25 protein-coding genes and 1 pseudogene are annotated in these 19,883 nt (G+C 69.9%); 17 read left to right on the top strand and 9 right to left on the bottom strand.

Annotated elements, in window-relative coordinates; translation table 11 throughout:
* Positions 1 to 60 precede the first annotated feature (60 nt).
* The 10 genes from ACH4KB_RS07830 (at position 61) to ACH4KB_RS07785 (ending at position 8,272) form a co-directional block, all read left to right on the top strand.
* A complete protein-coding gene (locus ACH4KB_RS07830) occupies positions 61 to 1,179 on the top strand; it encodes an IS701 family transposase (protein WP_398064734.1) in 1,119 nt (372 codons plus the stop codon).
* A gap of 123 nt (positions 1,180 to 1,302) precedes the next feature.
* A complete protein-coding gene (locus ACH4KB_RS07825) occupies positions 1,303 to 1,746 on the top strand; it encodes a MarR family winged helix-turn-helix transcriptional regulator (RefSeq protein ID WP_007452970.1) in 444 nt (147 codons plus the stop codon).
* Positions 1,747 to 1,983: 237 nt separating this feature from the next.
* Positions 1,984 to 3,432 carry an AMP-binding protein gene (locus ACH4KB_RS07820; RefSeq protein WP_398064732.1) on the top strand — a complete coding sequence of 483 codons (1,449 nt, stop codon included), beginning with the start codon at positions 1,984 to 1,986 and terminating at the stop codon, positions 3,430 to 3,432.
* Positions 3,429 to 3,689, top strand: a complete 261-nt coding sequence (locus tag ACH4KB_RS07815) for an acyl carrier protein (RefSeq protein ID WP_398064730.1) — start codon at positions 3,429 to 3,431, stop codon at positions 3,687 to 3,689. Before ACH4KB_RS07820 ends, ACH4KB_RS07815 begins: the two co-directional genes overlap by 4 nt.
* A 208-nt stretch (positions 3,690 to 3,897) precedes the next feature.
* A complete protein-coding gene (locus ACH4KB_RS07810; protein WP_265600325.1) occupies positions 3,898 to 4,272 on the top strand; it encodes an ectoine synthase in 375 nt (124 codons plus the stop codon).
* Between the two features lie 102 nt (positions 4,273 to 4,374).
* The gene (locus ACH4KB_RS07805; RefSeq protein ID WP_398064728.1) at positions 4,375 to 5,505 is read left to right on the top strand and encodes an acyl-CoA dehydrogenase family protein; all 1,131 of its coding nucleotides are present in this window, start codon (positions 4,375 to 4,377) and stop codon (positions 5,503 to 5,505) included.
* 14 nt (positions 5,506 to 5,519) lie between these two features.
* On the top strand, positions 5,520 to 6,266 hold the full coding sequence (locus tag ACH4KB_RS07800; protein WP_398064726.1) for a transglutaminase family protein: 747 nt from the start codon (positions 5,520 to 5,522) through the stop codon (positions 6,264 to 6,266).
* Between the two features lie 95 nt (positions 6,267 to 6,361).
* A complete protein-coding gene (locus tag ACH4KB_RS07795) occupies positions 6,362 to 7,231 on the top strand; it encodes a maleate cis-trans isomerase (RefSeq protein ID WP_398064724.1) in 870 nt (289 codons plus the stop codon).
* Positions 7,228 to 7,470, top strand: coding sequence for a DUF6253 family protein (locus ACH4KB_RS07790; RefSeq protein WP_398064722.1), 243 nt, complete (start codon positions 7,228 to 7,230; stop codon positions 7,468 to 7,470). Before ACH4KB_RS07795 ends, ACH4KB_RS07790 begins: the two co-directional genes overlap by 4 nt.
* A gap of 55 nt (positions 7,471 to 7,525) precedes the next feature.
* The gene (locus tag ACH4KB_RS07785) at positions 7,526 to 8,272 is read left to right on the top strand and encodes a 4'-phosphopantetheinyl transferase family protein (RefSeq protein WP_398064720.1); all 747 of its coding nucleotides are present in this window, start codon (positions 7,526 to 7,528) and stop codon (positions 8,270 to 8,272) included.
* Positions 8,273 to 8,370: 98 nt separating this feature from the next.
* On the opposite strand, the gene ACH4KB_RS07780 is transcribed toward ACH4KB_RS07785, so the two are convergent.
* Positions 8,371 to 9,261, bottom strand: coding sequence for a ScbA/BarX family gamma-butyrolactone biosynthesis protein (locus ACH4KB_RS07780; RefSeq protein ID WP_398064719.1), 891 nt, complete (start codon positions 9,259 to 9,261; stop codon positions 8,371 to 8,373).
* 294 nt (positions 9,262 to 9,555) lie between these two features.
* On the opposite strand from ACH4KB_RS07780, the gene ACH4KB_RS07775 reads away from it, so the two are divergent.
* The 3 genes from ACH4KB_RS07775 to ACH4KB_RS07765 all read left to right on the top strand — a co-directional run bounded on the left by ACH4KB_RS07775 (position 9,556) and on the right by ACH4KB_RS07765 (position 11,856).
* On the top strand, positions 9,556 to 10,185 hold the full coding sequence (locus ACH4KB_RS07775; protein ID WP_398064717.1) for a ScbR family autoregulator-binding transcription factor: 630 nt from the start codon (positions 9,556 to 9,558) through the stop codon (positions 10,183 to 10,185).
* Between the two features lie 184 nt (positions 10,186 to 10,369).
* A complete protein-coding gene (locus tag ACH4KB_RS07770) occupies positions 10,370 to 11,089 on the top strand; it encodes an HAD family phosphatase (RefSeq protein WP_398064715.1) in 720 nt (239 codons plus the stop codon).
* Complete coding sequence (locus tag ACH4KB_RS07765) at positions 11,080 to 11,856, top strand: SDR family NAD(P)-dependent oxidoreductase (protein WP_398064713.1); 777 nt, start codon at positions 11,080 to 11,082, stop codon at positions 11,854 to 11,856. Before ACH4KB_RS07770 ends, ACH4KB_RS07765 begins: the two co-directional genes overlap by 10 nt.
* Positions 11,857 to 11,936: 80 nt before the next feature.
* On the opposite strand, the gene ACH4KB_RS07760 is transcribed toward ACH4KB_RS07765, so the two are convergent.
* From ACH4KB_RS07760 to ACH4KB_RS07740, 5 genes are all read right to left on the bottom strand, one after another.
* A complete protein-coding gene (locus ACH4KB_RS07760; RefSeq protein ID WP_398064712.1) occupies positions 11,937 to 12,350 on the bottom strand; it encodes a DMT family transporter in 414 nt (137 codons plus the stop codon).
* A 139-nt stretch (positions 12,351 to 12,489) separates the two neighbouring features.
* Positions 12,490 to 12,810 carry a multidrug efflux SMR transporter gene (locus ACH4KB_RS07755; RefSeq protein ID WP_030588623.1) on the bottom strand — a complete coding sequence of 107 codons (321 nt, stop codon included), beginning with the start codon at positions 12,808 to 12,810 and terminating at the stop codon, positions 12,490 to 12,492.
* Positions 12,811 to 12,957: 147 nt separating this feature from the next.
* Positions 12,958 to 13,437, bottom strand: a complete 480-nt coding sequence (locus ACH4KB_RS07750; RefSeq protein ID WP_398064710.1) for a nucleoside deaminase — start codon at positions 13,435 to 13,437, stop codon at positions 12,958 to 12,960.
* A 139-nt stretch (positions 13,438 to 13,576) separates the two neighbouring features.
* Positions 13,577 to 14,719, bottom strand: coding sequence for an NADH:flavin oxidoreductase (locus ACH4KB_RS07745; RefSeq protein ID WP_398064708.1), 1,143 nt, complete (start codon positions 14,717 to 14,719; stop codon positions 13,577 to 13,579).
* 1 nt (position 14,720) lies between these two features.
* Positions 14,721 to 15,377 (bottom strand): DsbA family protein, encoded by a 657-nt coding sequence (locus ACH4KB_RS07740; protein WP_398064706.1) that lies wholly within the window; start codon positions 15,375 to 15,377, stop codon positions 14,721 to 14,723.
* Between the two features lie 337 nt (positions 15,378 to 15,714).
* On the opposite strand from ACH4KB_RS07740, the gene ACH4KB_RS07735 reads away from it, so the two are divergent.
* Positions 15,715 to 16,332: a GNAT family N-acetyltransferase gene (locus ACH4KB_RS07735; protein ID WP_398064705.1), complete on the top strand. Its 618-nt coding sequence runs from the start codon at positions 15,715 to 15,717 to the stop codon at positions 16,330 to 16,332.
* Here ACH4KB_RS07735 and ACH4KB_RS07730 read toward each other — a convergent pair.
* Positions 16,321 to 16,728: a hypothetical protein gene (locus ACH4KB_RS07730; RefSeq protein WP_398064703.1), complete on the bottom strand. Its 408-nt coding sequence runs from the start codon at positions 16,726 to 16,728 to the stop codon at positions 16,321 to 16,323. The genes ACH4KB_RS07735 and ACH4KB_RS07730 overlap by 12 nt on opposite strands.
* 156 nt (positions 16,729 to 16,884) lie before the next feature.
* Between ACH4KB_RS07730 and ACH4KB_RS07725 the strand changes: the two genes are divergently transcribed.
* Positions 16,885 to 17,721, top strand: coding sequence for a Scr1 family TA system antitoxin-like transcriptional regulator (locus ACH4KB_RS07725; RefSeq protein WP_398064701.1), 837 nt, complete (start codon positions 16,885 to 16,887; stop codon positions 17,719 to 17,721).
* Positions 17,718 to 17,954, top strand: coding sequence for a DUF397 domain-containing protein (locus ACH4KB_RS07720; RefSeq protein ID WP_398064699.1), 237 nt, complete (start codon positions 17,718 to 17,720; stop codon positions 17,952 to 17,954). Before ACH4KB_RS07725 ends, ACH4KB_RS07720 begins: the two co-directional genes overlap by 4 nt.
* 90 nt (positions 17,955 to 18,044) lie before the next feature.
* Here the strand turns inward: ACH4KB_RS07720 and ACH4KB_RS07715 are convergent, their stop codons facing one another.
* Positions 18,045 to 18,389, bottom strand: coding sequence for a hypothetical protein (locus tag ACH4KB_RS07715; protein WP_274031738.1), 345 nt, complete (start codon positions 18,387 to 18,389; stop codon positions 18,045 to 18,047).
* A gap of 176 nt (positions 18,390 to 18,565) precedes the next feature.
* On the opposite strand from ACH4KB_RS07715, the gene ACH4KB_RS07710 reads away from it, so the two are divergent.
* Positions 18,566 to 19,558, top strand: coding sequence for a transcriptional regulator (locus ACH4KB_RS07710; RefSeq protein WP_398064697.1), 993 nt, complete (start codon positions 18,566 to 18,568; stop codon positions 19,556 to 19,558).
* Between the two features lie 113 nt (positions 19,559 to 19,671).
* Here ACH4KB_RS07710 and ACH4KB_RS07705 read toward each other — a convergent pair.
* Positions 19,672 to 19,883: pseudogene (locus ACH4KB_RS07705) on the bottom strand (IS630 family transposase); the annotation flags it as partial.

Here is a 19,883-nt window from a genome sequence, read left to right as displayed (position 1 = left end):
AACGAACATTCTCTATGTTTGTTAGTCTGCTCAGCGACGCTCACCTGGGAGGGACCTGCAGTGACGACGACGCACGAGATGCCCGACATGGCGACAGGCCGACCGCCGGGCGATCTGTCCCAGCTCCTGTTCGGCCACTTACACCGCTCCGACCAGCAGCGTTGGGGGCGCGTGTATCTCCAGGGGCTGCTGCGGACGGACGGAAAGAAGACGGTGCGCCGGATGGCGGCCGTCGTGACCGGCTCGGAGGCGGCGTCGACCTCGCTGCACCAGTTCGTCAACGCCAGCCCGTGGGAATGGGCCCCGGCACGCGGCGAGCTGGCCCGCTGGGCCGCCCGGTCGCTGCCGGTGCGGGCCTGGACGCTGGCGCCGGCGGTGCTGCCCAAGCGCGGCAACTGCTCGGCCGGGGTGCATCAGCGCTTCCTGCCGGAGTCCGGACGCACCGTCAACTGCCAGCTCGGGCTCGGCCTGTTCCTGGATGCCGGGCAGACGCACGTCCCCGTCGACTGGCGCCTCTTCCTGCCTCCCCGGTTCACGCGCGACGAAGCCGTACGCGACCGGGCGAAGATCCCCGCGACGACGCGGGCCCAGCCGCTGTGGGACCACGCCCTGCGCCTGGTCCAGGAGATGACGTCATGGTCGAACGGGCGGACGGCGCCGGTGGTGGCCGACCTGACGGCCCTGTGCGACGTCGTGCCGCTGGCGGAGCGGCTCCAGGGCGGCGAGCACGCCTTCATCCTCGCCATCCCGGGCCAGACCACGCTCGCCGGACCCGAACTGCCGCCAGGAGAGCGGGAATCGGTGCGCGGCCTGCTGCTGCGCCGGGGCGTACGGCACTCGGCGGGGGCGGACCGGCAGGTCATCTCGTACGACACACCCGTACGCGGACTGCGTCCGGACGGCGAGCGCAGCCGCGGGGCGGGCCGGCTGATGGCCGAGTGGGACGCGAGCAGCGGGCGTCCGGGCCGGATCTGGCTGACGAACATCACCGACCGCCACCCGGCCGAACTGCTGGAGCTGGCCCGTTCACCCCAGGGGGCGCGGAGTTCGATCGACCGCATGGGCGAGGACTTCGGACTCCTCGACTTCGAGGGCCGCTCCTACCCCGGCTGGCACCGGCACATGACGCTCGTCTCGGCCGCTTACGCGTGCAGCACCCTGGGAGGCATGCACGACTGAGCTTTTACTTGCTCCAACAACTATATAGGGGCCGGAGTCCCTTTCCCGAGCACTGCCACTCCCCAGATGATTGCATGGGCATGTATCTTGTTGTTCATCGCAGTCGAGAAGGGGAGCCGTTCCATGACGATCCACAAACAGCCGCGCGCCGCCTCCGACCAGACCATGTGGGAGGCCGTCCTCGGCCTGCACGCCTTCGTGGAACGCCAGCTCGCACACACCCTCCAGCGCCGCTACGGCGTCGGCCTCTCCGAGTACCGCGCCCTGGAGGCCCTCACCCAGGCCGAGAACGGCGAATGCCGCATGCAGGAGCTCGCGGACCACATCGGCCTGGGCCAGAGCTCCGTAACCCGCCTGGTGGGGCGGCTGGACAGCGCCGGCTACGCCTACAAGGACAACTGCGCCGACGACAAGCGCGGCGTCTTCGCCGTCATCACCGACGAGGGCCGCAAGCACTACCAGGACGCCCGCGCCACCTACGCCGACGTCCTCAGCTCGGCCCTCAACACCGCGAGCGCCGACGACCAGCTCGCCCGCGCGGTACAGGCGCTGCGCAGCGCCGCCTGACCAGACCACGACAGACGGCGGGACGCGTCCGGGCGACCGGACGTCCCGCCGTTTTTGCATGTTCGGGGTTCTTTTCCGGAACCGGGGCTAGCTGTGACCCGGATCACTCGATCCCCTGATTTAGTTGCTTGACCATGCAAGTAGAAGGTCGTAGGTTCTCTCTCGTAGCCAGACCGCGCATCCACCTAGGGGGGACCGTTGCCTTCGCCTCGCCTGTTGCAGGCACTCACCAGACACGTGCAGGAAAGGCCCGACAGCACCGCGCTCGTCTTCGCCGGCCGGCGGATCACCTACGCGGAGCTCGACCGGCTGACCCGCCTCGCCGCCGCGGACCTCGACGGCGCCGACTTCGGATCCGTACGCGGCCTGTGCGTTCCGGCCCACAAGACGCCGGAGACCGTCGCCCTGCTGCTGGCGGCCTGGCGCCAGGGGATCAACACCCTGGTCCCGTCGCCCGCCCTGGGCGCCGCCGCCCTCTCCACGCTCACCGCCCAGGCCCACGGCCCGCTGTCGGCCGCCACGGTTCCCGGCGGCGGTGCGACCCTGTCGCGGGAGGAGGCCGACCCCACCCTGTCGGACGGCTTCAGCGCCCCCGACCCGGAGGAGTCGCTCCTGACCCTCACCACCTCCGGGTCCACCGGCGTACCCAAGCTCGTCCCGGTCCGCACCGAGGCCTTCGACCGCTTCGGCGACTGGGCCACGGAGAAGTTCGGGATCGACGGCGGCACCCGCTCGCTGAGCTTCTCGCCGCTCAACTTCGACCTGGCCCTGCTCGACGTCTGGACCGTGCTGGAGGCCGGCGGCGCCGTCGTCCTGGCCGACGCCGGAGCCAGCGGGGACGCCGGCTATCTGCGCGAACTCACCCGGGGCAACGAGGTGACCCTGGTCCAGGGTGTTCCGCTGCTGCACCGGCTCCTGGCCGCGGACGACGCCCGCTACCCGACGGTCCGCACAGTCGTGTTCACCGGGGAGGCCGTCTCCGAGCAGGGGCTGCGGGACACCTTCGCCGCCTGCCCGGCCGCCCGCTTCCACAACGTCTTCGGCTGTACGGAGACCAACGACAGCTTCATCCAGGACATCGACCCGGCCGCGTACGTGCACCCGCTGCCCATCGGCACCCCGATCGACGGCACCGACGCCGTGCTGCTGATCGAGGGGCCCGACGGCACCGAGGTCCTGCGCGGGCCCGGCACCGGCGAACTGCTGGTGCACACGCCCTTCCAGACCTGCGGATATCTGGAACAGGCCCGCAACGCCGACGTGTTCATGCCCGACCCACGCGGCGGCGGCGCCATGTTCTACCGCACCGGCGACCTCGTCCACCGCGACGCCGACGGCCGCTACTTCCTCCAGGGCCGTACCGACTTCCAGGTCAAGGTGCGCGGCGTGCGCACCAACACCCTGGAGGTCGAGACCGTCCTCGGAGCGCACCCGGACGTCGTCGAGGCCGCCGTCGTCGCGCTGCCCTGCCCCGAGGCCGGCACCCGGCTGCACGCCGAAGTGGTGCGCCGGGACGGCACGTCCCTCAGCTCACTGGGCCTGCGGGCGTACGCGGCGAAGCACCTGCCGCGGCACGCCGTGCCCAGCTCGGTGGGGCTCGCCTGCACCCCACTGCCGAAGACCCCGACCGGCAAACCGGACCGCAACTCGATCAAGAAGACCCAACTGAACGGAGACGTCTCATGAGCACCGTCACCAACGACCCGATCCGCGCCTACATCGTCAACGAGTTCCTCGCCGGTGAGGAGACCGAGGACCTGACCGACGACTTCGACCTCATCGAGAGCACCGTCGTGAACAGCCTCGGCCTGGTCCGCCTCATCTCCTGGATATCCGAGACGTACAGCATCCCCGTCGACGACATCCCGCTGGAGCCGGCCGCCTACCGCACGCTCGCGGACATCCGCGGCTTCGTCAGCCAGGCTGCTCCGGCCGCGGTCTGACAGCCCTTCCCCCTCTCCGCGCGCAAGAACCTCCACGAACCCCGCAACCTTCACGAACCCCACGAACCCTGCAACCCCCATACCCCCCCGTACCCCCACGCCCCCCACGTACCGCGCCAGGCCTGCCCGCGCGTGCCCCTCGAACCTCCCGCACGCATCGCACCAGCTGCACACACGTCCAGAAAACAACGATGACAGGAGTACTTCCATGATCGTCCGTTCTCTCTCCGACGTCCCCGCGATCGAGTGGGGCAGCGGCACCAGCCACCGCCTGCTCACCGAGGCCGACGGAATGGGCTTCACCGTCTGCGAAACGCTGGTCCGTCAGGGCACGTCGAGCGCGTTGCAGTACCTCGGCCACCTGGAGGCCTGCTACTGCATAGGCGGCTCGGGCGAGGTCGTCACCGTGGACGGCGACCACCACAAGATCACGACCGGGACCATCTACGCCCTGGACAAGAACGACGCCCACCACCTGATCGCCTCCGACGACGAGGACCTTCTCCTCGTCTCCGTCTTCAGCCCGGCGCTGCGTGGCGACGAGAAGCACTCGCTCTCCGAGGACGGCTTCTCCCGCTACTGATCCGCACAGCCGGGTGCGGGGCCGCGACGGCGCGGCCCCGCACCCGGCCCCAGCCCCCAGCGCCCAGCGCCCAGCGCCAGCGAAAGGCAAGGCGAAACACCCATGGCAGCAGAGAAGGCCCCGGACACGTACGGCATCACAGCGCCCTACGCCGACGAGCTGAACGACGACGTCACCCACTGGGACCGGGTCGGCGAGTTCCCGCACGACAAGTGGAAGCCGCTGCAACGGTCCGGCCTGTTCACCCTCCCCTTCGCCCCGGAGTACGGCGGCGCCGGCCGGACCCTCACCGAGACCATGGCGGCGCTGGAGGGCCTCGGCCACACCAGCCGGGACGCCGGCCTCAACTTCTCGGCGTCCACGCAGATCGTCAGCGTCGGCATCCCGCTCCAGGCGTTCGGCTCCGAGGAGCTGCGCGGGCGCTACCTGCCGCAGGTCACCTCCGGCGAGGTCATCACCGCGCACGCGATCACCGAGCCGAGCCACGGCTCGGACGTGATGAACATCCGGACCACCGCCGTCCGCGAGGGCGACGAGTACGTCCTCAACGGCGGCAAGATGTTCATCACCAACGCCCCCGTGGCCGGCCTCTTCCTGCTCTACGTCCGCACCGGCAAGCCGGGGGCCTTCGGGCTGAGCACCTTCCTCGCCGAGCGCGACACCCCGGGCCTCTCGGTCGGCGAGCCGCTGGAGACGATGGGTCTGCGCACCTCCCCGATCAGCGAGGTCACGCTGGAGGACGTACGGCTGCCCGTCGGCAACCGGCTGGGCAGCGAGGGCGCCGGCTTCCTGATCATGGACCACGTGATGAAGCGGGAGGTCCTCTTCTCCTTCGCCGTGAACCTCGGCGAGATGACCCACCGCCTGAAGCGGGTGGTCGAACACGCCACCACACGGCAGCAGTTCGGCAGCGCCATCGGCAAGAACCAGGCGGTCGCGCACAAGATCGCGGACATGAGGATCGCCGTGGAGACGGCCCGCAAGTGGCTGTACGACACCGGTTCGAAGGTCGAGCAGGGCAAGGACGCCTCACTGGACGTGGCCGCCACCAAGATCGTGGTCAGCGAGGCCAACCAGCTCACGGCCCAGCACGCCATCCAGATCTTCGGCGCCCGCGGCTATCTGACCGGTACGGGCATCGAGCGCGAGCTGCGCAACGCCACCGCCGGCTCCATCTACTCCGGCACCAACGAAATCCAGCGCAACTGCATCGCCGCCCTGATGGGCCTGTGACGAGAGGCATCCGCATGACCGACACCCTGGCACCCCTTCTGTCCGAGCAGCAGACCGCCGACGCCACGGCCGCACAGCCCGGAGCCGACGACCTCGCCCGCCTCACGGCGGCCACCGACTTCCTCGATTACGAGCACGCGAGCGTCAGGGCCTTCGTCGACAAGGCCCTGGACGGGATCGACCGCGAGACCGCCACCCAGGTCGAGCTCGCCGTCGCGCTCTACTACGCGGTGCGCGACGGCATCCACTACGAGGTCTACGGCGCCGACCTCTCGCCCGAGGGCCTCCGGGCGTCCAGCATCATCGCCGGCGGCATGGGCTTCTGCCTGCACAAGTCCGTCCTCTACGCCGCCTGCTGCCGCGCCGTGGGCATCCCCGCCCGGCTGCACTACAGCGACGTCCGCAACCACCTCGCCTCCGACCGGCTGCGCTCCTACATCGGCGGCGACGTCTTCTTCCACGGCCTGGCCACCGTGTATCTCGAAGGCCGCTGGCTCCAGGTGACCCCGGTCTTCAACAAGCTCCTGTGCCGGCTGTACGGCATGACCCCTCTGGAGTTCGACGGCCGCTCCGACAGCCTCTACCACCCCTTCGACGCTCAGGGGCGCCAGAGCATGGAGTTCCTCACCGACCACGGCGACTTCGACGACGTCCCGTACGCGTTCGTGATGGCCACGATGCGCCGCAAGCACCCGAAGTTCCTGGCCGAGGACGGCACCGGAACCGTCAGCGGCGGCTCCCTCGCCGACGAGGCCTCCTGACCCGCGCCCGTACCGATCCGTAACGGCACCTCACCCACACCCGGCACCCAGCCGGCAGGCACAGCCGGTGAACGGCAGAAGAGGAGAAGCACCCCATGACGCAGTTCCAGGCCCGCGAGGACGGCTGGGGCGCGGTCGCCCGCGTCGGCGTCGTCGTTCCGCACGCGGACGTCGGGCCCGAGTCCGAGCTCCAGGCGATGGCGCCGAGCGATGTCTTCATCCACGGTTCACGCGTCCACTTCGGGGCGATGCGCCCCGGTGGGGAGATGGACCCGAAGATCCCGCACGACCCGGTGCGCGCCTTCATCGACCCGCCGTTCATCGACGACGCCGTCGAGCTGCTCGCCGCCTCCCCCCTGGACTCCATCGCCCTGGGGTTCACCAGCTCCGCCTACGTCCTGGGCGCCGACGGCGAGCAGAAGCTGTTCGAGCGGCTGGCCGAGCGGACCCGCGGCATCCCGCTCACCGGCACGACGCACGCTGCCGCAGCCGGCTTCCACGCCCTGGGGGCCGAGCGGATCGCCCTCGTCAACCCGCCGTGGTTCGACGACGAGTTGTCGGCGCTGGGCGCCTCGTACTTCGGCGAGCGGGGGTTCGACGTGGTCCACCACGCCCCCTGCGGCCTGCCCAGCAACCAGAAGCTGATCACTCCGGAGGCGCTGGTGAAGTGGATCGAGACCGCCGTCGCGCCGGAGCGGCCGCAGGCGGTGCTGGTCGCCGGCAACGGCATCCGCGCCGTGGGCACCATCGCGGGTCTGGAGGAGCGGCTCGGGTTCCCCGTGCTCACCGCGAACCAGGTGCTGTTCTGGCACGCGCTGCACGCCGCGGGCGGGAGCGAGGCGGCCGCGCGGATCACCGATTACGGAGCCCTGTTCGGCGTCCTCCCCGAGGGTGCGGCCAGGGGTGCGGCCAGGCCTGCGGCCACCGGCGCGGTCACCGGCGCGACCCTGGCGGCGGCCCGATGAGCATGCTGCCCGCGTACGGCTACCAAGCCGCCGTGCAGGAGACCTGCGACACGCCGGAGTACCACCTCCCGCTCGTGTGCTGGCACGACGACGGGACGGGTGTGCGCGGCATGGTGCTGTACCGCGGAGGGCTCCGTCCGGCGGAGCAGGTGCCGGGGTTCCGGCGCTATCTCGCCACCGAGGACCTGGAGCAGTACGCCACGACCGGCCCGTGGCCGCTGCTCGCAGCAACCGCCTGATCCGACCCGTGGCGGGGGCCGGCCGGGCCCCTGCCGCATCAGGAGCCGTATCGACATGACACACGACCTCAAGTGGTCCGACGCGCCTCCGGGAGAAGTCCTCGATCCGGTCGGCATCTGGATCGTCCGGGCTCCGGCCGGGCCGCTCCTCGACCCCGGCGAGGACCCGCCCGACTGGCTGGACGAGAAGGAGCGCGGCCGACTGGCCTCGATACCGCAGCAGGCCGGCCGGGACACCTACGCCTTCGCCCACTGGGCGTTGCGGAGCGTTCTCGGCTCCTCGCTCGGCTGCTCCCCCAGGAGCGTCGGCTTCCTGCGGCAGCCGTGTCCCGGCTGCGGTGGGGCGCACGGAAGACCGGCCATCCGCGATCCGGACCCGGACGGCGAAGCACCGGAGTTCTCGATGTCGCACAGCGGGGACCACGTCGCCATCGCGGTCGCCGAGGCCACCATCGGCATCGACATCGAGTCCTGGCCGACCCCGGAGTCCGTCGCCGGGTACCTGCCGTTCCTCCATCCGAAGGAACAGCAGTGGCTGGGCGGCCGCCCGGAAGACGAACTGGTCCGGGACTTCGCCCGCCTGTGGACCCGCAAGGAGGCCATGGCCAAGGCGACGGGACAGGGCATGGCCGCCGTCATGAACCGGCTGGATCTCACCGGCCAGCCGCTCGGCTGGCGGGTGCGGCAGCTGCTCGCGCCGCCCGGGTACGAGGCCAGCTTCGCGGTCCCGGCCTCGGTGCACGTCGCGGTCACGGTGCACGAGGAGCTTCCGGAACCGATGCCGGAGCCGGTGCGGGCCTGACGCCCGCCGGCGGGCGGCCGGTGTCCCCCCACGGAGGGGGTACCGGCCGCCCGCCGCGTCGCGTGGTGCGGCCGGACATGCCCTGGGGAGTGGCCGCCCTACAGGCCGGTCGGCCCCTGGACGGTCACCTCGGAGGTGAAGACGCGGACACCGTGCTGCTCGACCGACACGTTCACGCGGTTGCGGCCCGTGCCGTCGGGAACGGGGTCGCCGGCCACCACGACGGCGGGGGCGTCGAGTTCGACGTACCGCGCGAAGTCCGTCCGCATCCCGGTGACCGTCGACGCGCCGTCGACGGCGGCGTGCGCGGCCTGCCGGGCGGCTTCGAGGAGCAGCATCCCGGGCACGTGGTCGACGGCGTGGTCGAACAGCACCGGGTGCCCGGGGTCCACCCGTAACATCCAACGGCCCGGCGCCATGCCCGCGGCCGGTGAGAGCACCACATCGGCCGGGGAGTCCCGGTCCACCCGGTGCGGCTCCACGGGCGGGCCCGCCGGGAGGCAGTCGGCGAGCGCCTTCTCGGTGTCCGCGTAACTCCCGCGCAGCCGCCGGTATATGGCCGCGGGCTGGTTGTTGAAGCGGGTGAGCGCGGTGCCCATCAGCCGCTCCCCCAGGTGGATGTCGACGCGCATCGTCATACCGGCGAACCGGGTGCCGCGGCGGACCACGTCCGGGCAGGACACCGCCAGGCGCACCTCTTCGTCGACGGTGGTCACCAGCGATGCCGACGGCTCCACCGTGAAGCTGAACTCCTCCCACGCCTGCTTGTACTCCCGCGGGACGTCGTGCACGGCGTGGGACAGGAGGGGGACGGTCTGGCGCACGCTCTCGGCGATCAGCATCGGGTCGTACGAACCCCCCGACGGGCGGTAGAAGGCATGCCCCCGCGGCCAGCGCGCGGTGACTTCATAGCGTCCCGGGTCCGGCTCGGCCCACGACGTGAGCAGGACTTCCTCACTCCGAAGTTTGTGCACCTGCCACTGGTGCACCTGCTGCCGCTGAACTGGTCTCGCTTCACGGTTCCGAACGGAAACAGACAACTTGGCCCCCCAAGATCGGTTGTTTGCGCGAGCGACTACACAGAGGCGCTGGAGATCGACTCCGTGTGCCCGACTCAAAAAATAATGTTCCTTTTTTTTTGACACGTCAAGAGGGGTGATTCACTGAAGTGCACTTGGGGTGATTTGTTGCTTTACGCAACTCAAGCCCCCCGAAACGGACTTGCTCCAACCGCTGTTCACTCAGATAACATAAGGAGCATTCTTTTTGGGAAGGTGAGGGGCATGGCACTGAAACAAGAGCGGGCAGAACAGACCCGTCGAGCACTCCTGCTCGCGGCGGCGGAGGTCTTCGACGAGTACGGGTACGCGGGGGCCAGCATCACGCGCATCCTCAAGCGCGCCGGGGTGACGGCAGGGGCGCTCTACTTCCACTTCGGCTCCAAGGAGGACCTGGCCAGGGCGGTGATGAACAGCCAGCCGGACACCCTCGTCCCGCTGATCGCCGCCAGCGGGCTGCAGCGGCTCATCGACCTCACCCTCGTGTGGTCGTGGCAGTTGCAGCGCGACCCGCTGCTCCGGGCCGGCGTGAGGCTGACGAACGAACAGTCCTCCATCGGCGACTCCCTGAACTCCGACCCGTACGAGAAGTTCCGCGGGTTCATGAGCTCTTGTCTCGACGAGGCGCGGGAGCGCGGCGAGTTGCAGCCGGGGATCGAGCCGCTCGTGGTCGCGGAGTTCGTGATCGCGGCCTGTACCGGGATGCAGATGTACTCCAACGTCGTCAGCGGCCGCAGGGACCTTCCCGAGCGCACCCAGCAGATGTGGAACCTGCTGCTCCCGGGCATCGCGGTCCCGGCCGTGATCACCCGCGCCGAAGCGGCCCCGGCCCGTGGCGCCGCGATGATGCCCTGACAGCCGGACCGCCCGCGCGCCGCCCCGTCCCGTCTTGCCCAGTCCCTCCCTGGCCTGACCTGGCCTGACCTGGCCTGGCCTGGCTTGGCCAGTTCCGCCTTTCCCTGACCTGCCCTGACCTGCCCTGGCTGTTGTGCCTGCTCTGCCTGTACCGAACGTCCACGACGATCACCTACGGAGCCGCATGATCTCCCTGCGACTGGCCGCCCTGAACATCGACGGTGTCCTGCTCAACGACACCTTCAGCCCGGTCATCCACCACTTCATCGTCAGCAGAGGCGGTACGTACTCCGCCGAGCTGGAGCGATCGATCTTCTCCCAGCCGCAGCACATCGCCGGCCGGCTGCTGTCGGCCGCCGTGGGCGGCGGCATGACGGGCGAGGAGGCGCTCGCCGCGTACTTCGAGGACCGCGCCGCCCACCTCGACCGCCACCCGGTCACGATCACCCCGGGCACGCGTGACCTGCTCCTGCGACTGCGGGGCGCGGGCCTGCGCACGGTCTGTTACGGGGGTCTGGGCAAGGACCACTTCGACCGCCATCTCGGCCGCTACGCCGACCTGTTCGACGGGCCCGGCTACGTCTGCACCAACGACATCCGCCCCGGCCTCAAGGAGATAGCCGAGGACGTGTTCGGGCTGCGCCCCGGCCAGTCCCTCTTCGTCGACGACGTCGCCCGGGTCGCCGACGTGGCCCGCGAGCTCGGCACCGCGTTCGTCGGCCGCCCCTCCTCCTTCGTCCACAGCCACCAGCGCGCTCTGATGCGGGAGGCGGGCGTACGCCACGTGATCAGCGGTCTCGACACGCTCGACGACGAGCTGCTGCACCGGATCGACCGGGAGATGAGCTCGGAGACCTTCTGGAGATCGCCCGTGTCCGCAGCCGGCCCGGCCCGATGCGCGTGACGCCGGGCGGGCACCTGCTGCAAGGGAAAGTGGCGCTGATCACCGGCGCCTCCAGCGGCATCGGCGCCGCCGCGGCCCGGCACTTCGCCGACGAGGGAGCCGCCGTCGTGCTCGTGGCCCGCAGGGCCCGGATGGTCGAGGAGGTGGCCGAGCGCATAAGGAAGGACGGCGGCCGGGCGGTGGCCGTGCCGGGCGACGTCACCCTCCAGGCGGACATGGAGGAGGCCGTGGCCATGGCGGTCACCCGGTTCGGCAAGCTCGACTGCGCGTTCAACAACGCCGGTTACGTCAGCACCGGGACCGTCCTGCACGAACTTGCGGACGACGTCTTCGACCGCACCATGGACGTCAACGTACGCGGCGTGTGGAACTGTCTGCGCGCCCAGATACCCGCCATGCTGCCGGGCGGGGCCGGTTCCGTCGTCAACACCTCCAGCGTCGCGGGGGTGCGCGCCACCTCCGCGTCCGCGCCCTACGTGGCCGCGAAGCACGCGGTCATCGGGCTGTCCAGGGCGGCTGCCGCCGAGTACGGCGAGCACGGCATCCGCGTCAACGCGCTCGTGGTGGGCAGCACCGACACGGAGATGATGGACGGCGTCCTGTCGGCCGGCCCCTCCGCGAGCGCCGGCTTCGGCGGCAAGGCGATCCAGCAGCGCCTCGCCGACCCGACCGAGATCGCCCGCGCCGCCGCCTGGCTCTGCTCGGACGCCTCGTCCTTCACCACCGGATCCGCCCTCGCGGTGGACGGCGGCAGAACAGCGAAGTGACGGGGTTACGCCGCAGGCGCCCGCGGCCCCCTCGTGAAGGGGCGGCGGGCGCCTGCGGCGTACCTGCGGGGAGGGAAAGGTCAGACCTGGACCGCACTGGGCCGGTCCGCGATCTGCTCGGAGCGCGGCGCGGTGGCGGCCTCGGGCTTCGTACGGTCGGCGAGCTTCAGCCAGATGACCCCGACGATGATGACGGCCAGCCAGATGCCCTTGGCCAGGGTGAGGGTCTCGTCGAAGAAGAGCGGGCCGAGCACCGCGGCGCCGACCGCGCCGATTCCCGCCCAGACGGCGTAGCCGATGCTCACGTCGATCGTGCGGAGGGCGAGGCTCAGTGCGTAGAGCGTCAGCAGGAAGAACACCACCGCGACCAGGGACCAGGTCAGAACGGTGAAGCCCTCGCTGCCGCCGACGGCGAGCGCGTACCCGATCTCGAAGACTCCGGCGAGCAGGAGCGAGAGCCAGGCGTTGGTGGAGCTCTTGGCTTCGTTGGACATGGGAGGTGAGTCCTCTCTCAGGGAAGGCGTCAGGTGGTTGCGAGGGGGGCACGGTGCGTGCGAGGCGTGCGAGGCGTGCGAGGTGCGCAGGGCGTGCGGGCCTGGATTCTGGCTCCGGGCCCCGGGCTCCGGCTCCGGCTCAGGCGGAGCCGCTCAGCTGGAGGCCGACGACGCCACCGATGACGAGGAGAATGCCGATCGCCTTGTTCACGTTCAGACGCTGGCCGAAGAACAGCGCGCCGAGGACGGTGATACCGACGCCCGCGACAGACGTCCACAGGGCGTAACCGACGCCGACGTCGAAGGTCAGCAGCGCCTTGCTGAGGAAGAAGGTCGCGGCGGCGCCGCTGGCCAGGGTGATGCCGGTCCACTTGCGGTTCTTGAAGCCCTCGGCCTTTCCGGCGGCGATGGCGACCAAGATCTCGAAGGCGACGGCGATGGCGAGGTAGAGCCAGTGCATGGGAGGTCCTTCCGTGCGGTGAATGAGCGGGGGATGAACGGGAAGTGCGGGAAGTGCGGGTGAGCGGGAAGTGCGGGTGAGCGGGAAGTGCCGGCAAGCGGAGTCATCGGCGCCGGGCAGCGATGCCGCGTGGCGGAGGTCCGGTGGCTAGCGCGGGGAGCGACTCATGGTGAGGAAGTCCTGGAACGGCTGCTCGGCCTCCGGGAGTTGCAGCGCGGTGACCTTGATGGGCCACGCCTCCGGGTCCTCGGCGAAGACGGTGTACGAGCTCGTGTAGTCGAAGCCGTACCGGGCGGCGGTCCTGCGGTCGGCGGCGTGCACGATGTGACCGATGCCGGCGAACCGGGCCGCCAGGTAGCACAGGGCGCAGGGCTCGCCGGAGGCGAACAGGGTGGCGCCCGCCACGGCGTGGATCCCGTACTTGGCGGCGGCTTCCCTGAGGGCGACGACCTCGGCGTGAGCGGTCGGGTCGTTGTCCTCGCGGACCCGGTTGAAGCCCGTCCCCAGAATCCGCCCACTGCCCACGACCACACCGGAGAAGGGGATACCGCCCTGCGCGACGTGCTCGCGGCTGAGCCGGACCGCCTCGTGGGCGTAGCCCAGCAGTTCGCTTTCGTGTGTACCCATCAGCAGTTCGTCTCCCGAGTTGCCCTGCGTCGATCATTTCGCGTGGCTATTTGCCTGCACATGCAACTGAATGCTTCCGCAATCCTCCGCCGACAACTTGCCTTGCGGGAACTAATCTTGCATGTGCATGTAATCACTGTCAAGCGTGTGCGTGCGCCCGGGCGTTGTCCAGCGTCGCCAGCGGTTCCAGCAGCCGGGGGTCGAACGCGGCCTGGACCGTCCCCGCAGCCACCCTGCGCGGCAGGTCGGGGTTGGCCAGCGCGCCCGTCCCGACTGCCAGGACGTCGGCGTGCCCCTCGTCCAGCACGCGCCGCGCCACGGCTTCCTGGTGCAGCCCGCCATTGGCGATCACGGGGAGCCCGGTGACCGACCGGGCGAGCGCGGGCAGCGTCCGGCCTTCCGGGAACCAGTCCCGTCCGCTTCCCGCGAGATGCAGATAGTCGGCCCCGGCCGCGCCGGCCGCCGTGAAGACCGCTTCCGCTTCGGCGTCCCCGCCCGGCCACCGCCAGGCGGGATCGTTGATCTTCCCCTGGGAGAGCCGGACGCCGACCGGGAAACCGGACCCGGCGGCGTCTCTGACGGCGACCGTCACCTCCCGTACGAGCCGCAGGCGTTCCTCGACTCCCCCGCCGTAGTCGTCGGCGCGCAGATTGGTGTACGGGGTCAGGAACTGGTCGAGCAGATAGCCGTTGGCGGCGTGGATCTCCACCCCGTCGAAGCCGACGTCGCGGGCGCGGACCGCGGCGGCGGCGAAGCCGTCGACGGCTTCGGCGATCTGGCGTCGGGTCATCTCCATCGGCACGGGCCAGGGGCCGCTGCCGCGATACTTGGCCAGTTGCTCGCCCAGCGGACGTACCGCCGACGGGCCCGCGGCCCGGTCACGGAAACGGTTGCCCTGCGAGACGGCCCCGGCGTGCATCAGCTGAAGGACGACGCGCGCGCCGGCGGCGTGCGCTCCCTCGACGACGGGACGCCAGGCGGCGGCCTGCGCCTCGTCCGTGATGCCGGGCTGGTGCAGGTAGCCCTGACTGAAGGCCCGGTCGGTGTAGGTCCCTTCGGTGATCAGGAGCCCGAAGCCGCCCTCGGCGTAGGCCGCGTAGTACTCGGCCATCTCCTGGGTGGCCCGGCCGTCCTCGGTCGCGGAGACCCGGGTCATGGGCGCGACGGCGTATCTGTTGCACAGCTCCATCCCCGCGAACCGGCAGGCCTTGAGCGCGGGATGGGCGGCGGGGTGGGTGGCGTGACCGTTGGCGGGACGGTTGGCGGGACGGTTGGCGGGCACCTCAGCAGCTCCCGTCGATGCCGCAGGAGGCGCCGTACACGTCACCCTCCGCCTGCTGCGCCTGGGCGTCCAGGATCGCCTTGCGCAGCTGGTCCGGGCGCGGAACTCCCTCGATCCGGGTGTCGCCGACGAGCAGGGTGGGAACGGACTGCACCCGGTGGGCCGCCGCCTCCCGCAGAGCCTCCTGGTGCCGGGCGTGATAGGTGCCGTCCGCCAGCGCGGCCCGGAACCCGGCCTCGTCCAGGCCGACCTCGCCGGCCAGGGCGACGAGGACGTCGATCTGTCCCAGGTCCTGGTTCTCCTGGAAGAAGGCGCGGAACATCCGCTGGTTGTAGGCGGTCCCCAGGTCGTGCTCGGCCGCGTACTGATAGCCCTCGAAGGCGAGCGCCGTGTACGGCTGGGGAGAGACGGCGGGGAGCGTGATGTCGACGCCCAGCCGACGGGCCATGGGATAGACGGCCCGTTCCCAGATGCTGGGCAGGTACTCGTCCTCCGGCCGCAGGGTGGGCTGGGGGTGGGGACGCAGCTCGAAGGGCATCCACTCGACGTCCACCTCGACGCCGACGTCCTTGATCGCCTCTTCGAGCGGACCTTCGGCCAGCATGCAGAAGGGGCAGACGTAGTCGGACCAGATCTTGATCTTCACGGGTTCAGCCATGCGCCGACCTCCAGGTCATTGATCGCGCAAGCAACAACATCCCCCGACGGTGCGGCAGGAGTTGACGGACGACCAGAAGGTTGCACGATCATGCACTTTTGTGTCAAGTCTCCCCGCCGTCGGTGAGACGGGGGGCCCGAGAGCCGACCGGAACCGGCCAGTTGCGACGCGAGCAGCAGGGAGCGGCACAAGCGGCAGGAACGGCGGGAGCGGCGACGAGGAGCGGGAACAGCGGCGAGGGGCGGGAACGGCGACGAGGAGTGGGAGCACTTGCGGGAGCGGCGACGAGGAGCGGGAACACTTGCGGGAGCGCTCCCGCACCTGGAAGATCCCGCGCATGACTTCTCCGTCGCCCGTGCTGCGCCCGTACCGCCCCGAGGACCGCGAGGCCCTCTTCGACATCTGCGTACGCACCGGACACGAGGGCGGGGACGCCCGCCACCTCTACCCGGACCCGGGCCTGCTGCCGAACATCTTCGCCGCGCCCTACGCCGCCCTGGAGCCGGAACTGGCGTTCGTGGTCGAGGACGGCGGACGCGCGGTCGGCTACATCCTCGGCACGGCGGACACCGCGTCCTTCGTCGACCGCTACCGTGCCGAGTGGCTCCCCGGCCTCGCAGAGCGCCACCCGGCCCCCGTACGCGAACCGGCCACTCCCGCCGAGCGGATGACCGCCCTGATGCACGACCCCGAGCGCATGATCGTGCCGGAGCTGGCCGACTATCCGGCCCACCTGCACATCGACCTGCTCCCGACCCACCAGCGGTCCGGGCACGGGCGGCGCCTCATGGATACCTTCCTCGCCGCTCTGCACGAACAGGGCGTCAAGGCGGTCCACTTGAGCATGCTCACCGCCAATACCCGGGCCCGCGCCTTCTACGACCGCGTCGGCTTTCACGAGATCACGGTTCCGGGGGACGACACCGTCACCTACCTCGGGCGCTCAACTCAGTAATGCGTACGCCGCGTTGAACAGGATCAACGTGTGGACGAAGCGGCCCGCTCGCGTGGGCGGATACCGCCACATCAGCGGCCAGGTGTCGCCCCCCAGCGCCGGCACGGGGACGTAACTGATGCGGCCCGTCGCCGCGTTGAACTGCGTCACCGCACGCGGCCACGGCCGCCCGGCCGTGGAGCCCGCCGGGACGAGGAAATACACCCCGCGCCGGCCGTTCGACTCGGTGACGACGGGCCCCGGTTCGCCGCCGACCAACTCCTCCATCAGGTCGGCCAGCCGCCGCCCGTCGTCGCCGTCCACGCGGACGGCGTCGAATTGCACGCCCGCCTTGCGAAGGTGAAATCCGGACTCCGGAATCCACTCGGCCCTCAGCCCATCATTAAGTGCGTTCACGAGACGATTGTGACCCCGATCACCTAGCGTTCTCCGTACCTGCCGAGGTGCGTCGTACAGCCGTTGACCTGCTCGAACTTCTCTGAAGTGGGGTGGATTTCAACGACTTCGAGTAATGACCGGTTGAGTTCGGTTGAGTCGAAAAGAGATCGCGTAATGGCCAGTGCTGAGAACAAGCAGACCGCGAGCCCGATGGCCCTCATGGTCGCGGAAGTGGCCCGCACACTGCGTATCCAGCGGGGGTGGACACAGGAACAGCTCGGCCACGAGATCGGCTACTCGGCAGCGGCGGTGAGCGCCATGGAGACGTGCGCACAGCCCGCGAGCGACGCGATGCTGGTGGAGCTCGAACGCGTACTCGGCAACGGGACCGGCGTGTTCGAGACCGCGCGGCGGTTCATGCGGATGGAGAAGTACCCGCGCCAGTTCCAGGACTACGCGCTGCTGGAGCAGGGAGCGGTCAGCCTCCAGCTGTTCGCGACGAACGTCATCCACGGGCTGTTCCAGACGGAGGCGTACGCGCGGGCGCTGATCGGCGGCTCATACCCGCCGCTCTCCGACCAGCGGGTGGAAGAGCTGGTCCAGCTGCGGATGGAGCGCACGGTCCTCTTCGACCGCGACCCGCTCCCGATGATCGAGGTCATCATCGACGAGGCAGTCCTGCGCCGGGTCATCGGCAACGAGGAGGTCATGCGGGAGCAGCTGCTCCACCTCGTGGAGTGCGCACGCCGCCGCAATGTCACGCTTCTGGTACTGCCCCTGGACGCGGGGAAGTACGGGGAGTACGCAGGAGATCGCGGCTCGATGAGCCTGTTGGAGACTCCGGCACACGAGCACCTCGTCTATCTGGAGCCGCAGGACGAGAGTCTGCTGATCAGTGACCCGGCAAAGGTGAGCACATACGCCCAGCGCTATGCGAAGATCCGGTCACAGGCCCTGGGTCCTCGCGAATCGCTGGACCTCATCAAGCGGTTGGCAGGAGTAGCGGTATGAGCAGCACCCTCCGATGGTTCACGTCGAGCTACAGCAACGCCAGCGGCGGTAACTGCATCGAGGTCGCCTTCGCCTGGCACAAGTCCTCCTACAGCAGCGGCAGCGGCGGCGAGTGCGTCGAGGTCGCCACCTGCCCCCACGCCGTCCACGTCCGTGACTCCAAGGTGCCCGACGGGCCCGCCTTCGCCGTCGCCCCGGACGCCTGGTCCGCGTTCCTCGGCTGGACGGGCTGACAGCCCGGCACCACCGCCCCGGCGGCCTGCCTCCTGGCGTGCATCAATACGACGCCAGGAGGCAGGCCGCTTACGGAGGGCGCGACTCCGTCAGGGAGCCAGCTTCACGGAGTTGATCGGCGTGAAGTCGTAGTCGTAGTACGTGCCGGCCGCCTGGTTGCCCCCGCAGCCGGTGCCGTTGGAGCCCGTGCACCGGTAGGCCTTGGCTCCGCCGGTCTGGTTGTTGAACCAGCGCTTCATGCCGTACTGGTCGTAGATCCTGTGGACCCCGTACGAGTAGAACGCGTGGCTCGGCCTGTCGCCGTTCCAGCTCGCGTTCGGATACAGGCAGACGGCCCCGGACGGGCAGCCGTGGATCGTGGCTGCCGACTCCACCGCGGTGGCCGATCCGCCCAACGTGAGCACGGCGCCGGTGGCGAGCGCCGTGGCGGTCATCGCTGTCCTCTTGATGGTCCTCCGAAACTGACGCATGCGCGTTTTCCCCCATCTGGTCGGTCTTGGGTCCTTCATCGCTCCTTTGGGAGCTTCTCCAACGATGATGAAGAGGCCCGTGAATACGGGTCCAAGGGTTTTCACCGCACGGCAAACGGATGTGTTCATTCGGGGGATCCATGGAACTCCGTATCCATTTCACCGCAGACGACCTGACACGCATCACGGTGGCTCCCCGCCCCGACCCCATGTGGGAGCTGGTCAACAGCCTCCACGCACTCCAGGCCCCCCGGACCACCCCCGAACACGCGCCATGGCTGGAGCACGTCCGCAGACGACTGGCCAGGAGCGACCTGAGAGAGCCGATCCGCCTGCTCACCACGCTGGTGCCGGCCCGGGGTAAATTCCCCGACTTTCTGACCCCTCCCCACCGAGGCGGAATGGAGGTCGCCCGTGACCTGATTCTCGCCACACCGACGGACCGTGTGCGCGCCGAGCTGGCCGCGTGCTGTTCGCAACGGACGCCGTCCGGCCGGCTCCGGCGGCTCGCCGAAGGCGACCGCGCCGCCCGGCAGGAGCTCGACGCCGCCCTCGCCGTCTACTTCCGCGAACTTCTCCTCCCGCAGCGGCAGCTGATCGACGACATGGTGCACAGCGACCGCGCGTACCGCAGCCGGGATCTGCTGGAAGGGGGCGCCGAACGGCTGCTGAGCACGCTGTCGCCCGCCATCCGCTGGGAGCCGCCGACGCTGGTCGCCGACTATCCCCGCGACGGCGACCTCCACCTGCGCGGTCGCGGTATCTCGCTCATCCCGTCCTTCTTCTGCACGGGTCGTCCCATCACGCTCATCGACCCCGGCCTGCCACCGGTTCTGGTCTACCCCGCGAACCGCCGATCCGGCTGTACGGAGACCCACGACGGCCTGCCCGAACTGCTCGGCCGCACCCGGGCCATGGCCTTGTGCGCTCTGTCCTCGCCCTGCTCGACGGGCGAACTGGCCCTGCGCATCGGCGTGTCAATCGCGAGCGCGAGCAAGCACGCGTCGGTGCTGCGCAACGCGCGGCTCGTCACCAGTACGCGCAGGGGCTGCGAAGTGGTGCACGCGCTGACCCCGCTCGGGCGTGAGGTGGCGCAGGGGCGGCGGCGCGGCTCGTGGTGCGGTGGTGAGTGACGCTGCCTGCCGACCGCGCGGGGACCGGTCCGACCGCACGCGTGCCAGTCGGCCGCACGCGTGCCGCTCGGCCGACCGCACATCGCTCGACGGGCCGCCCGGGGCGGACCTTCCTAGTCTCCTGAGTCAGGAATTCTGTTCAGATATGAGGCGAGGCGTTCGAGGATCTCGTCCGCGGTCTTGGTCCAGATATAGGGCCTGGGGTCGGTGTTCCAGGCTGCGGTCCAGGTCCGGATGTCGTTCTCCAGGGCCTGGACGGTCTTGTGGACGCCTCGCCGTATCTGTTTGTTCGTCAGTTCGGCGAACCATCGCTCGACCAGGTTGA

Source organism: Streptomyces sp. NPDC017520 (genome assembly GCF_044329855.1).
GTDB lineage: Bacteria > Actinomycetota > Actinomycetes > Streptomycetales > Streptomycetaceae > Streptomyces.
This window is presented reverse-complemented; position numbering and strand designations above follow the sequence as displayed.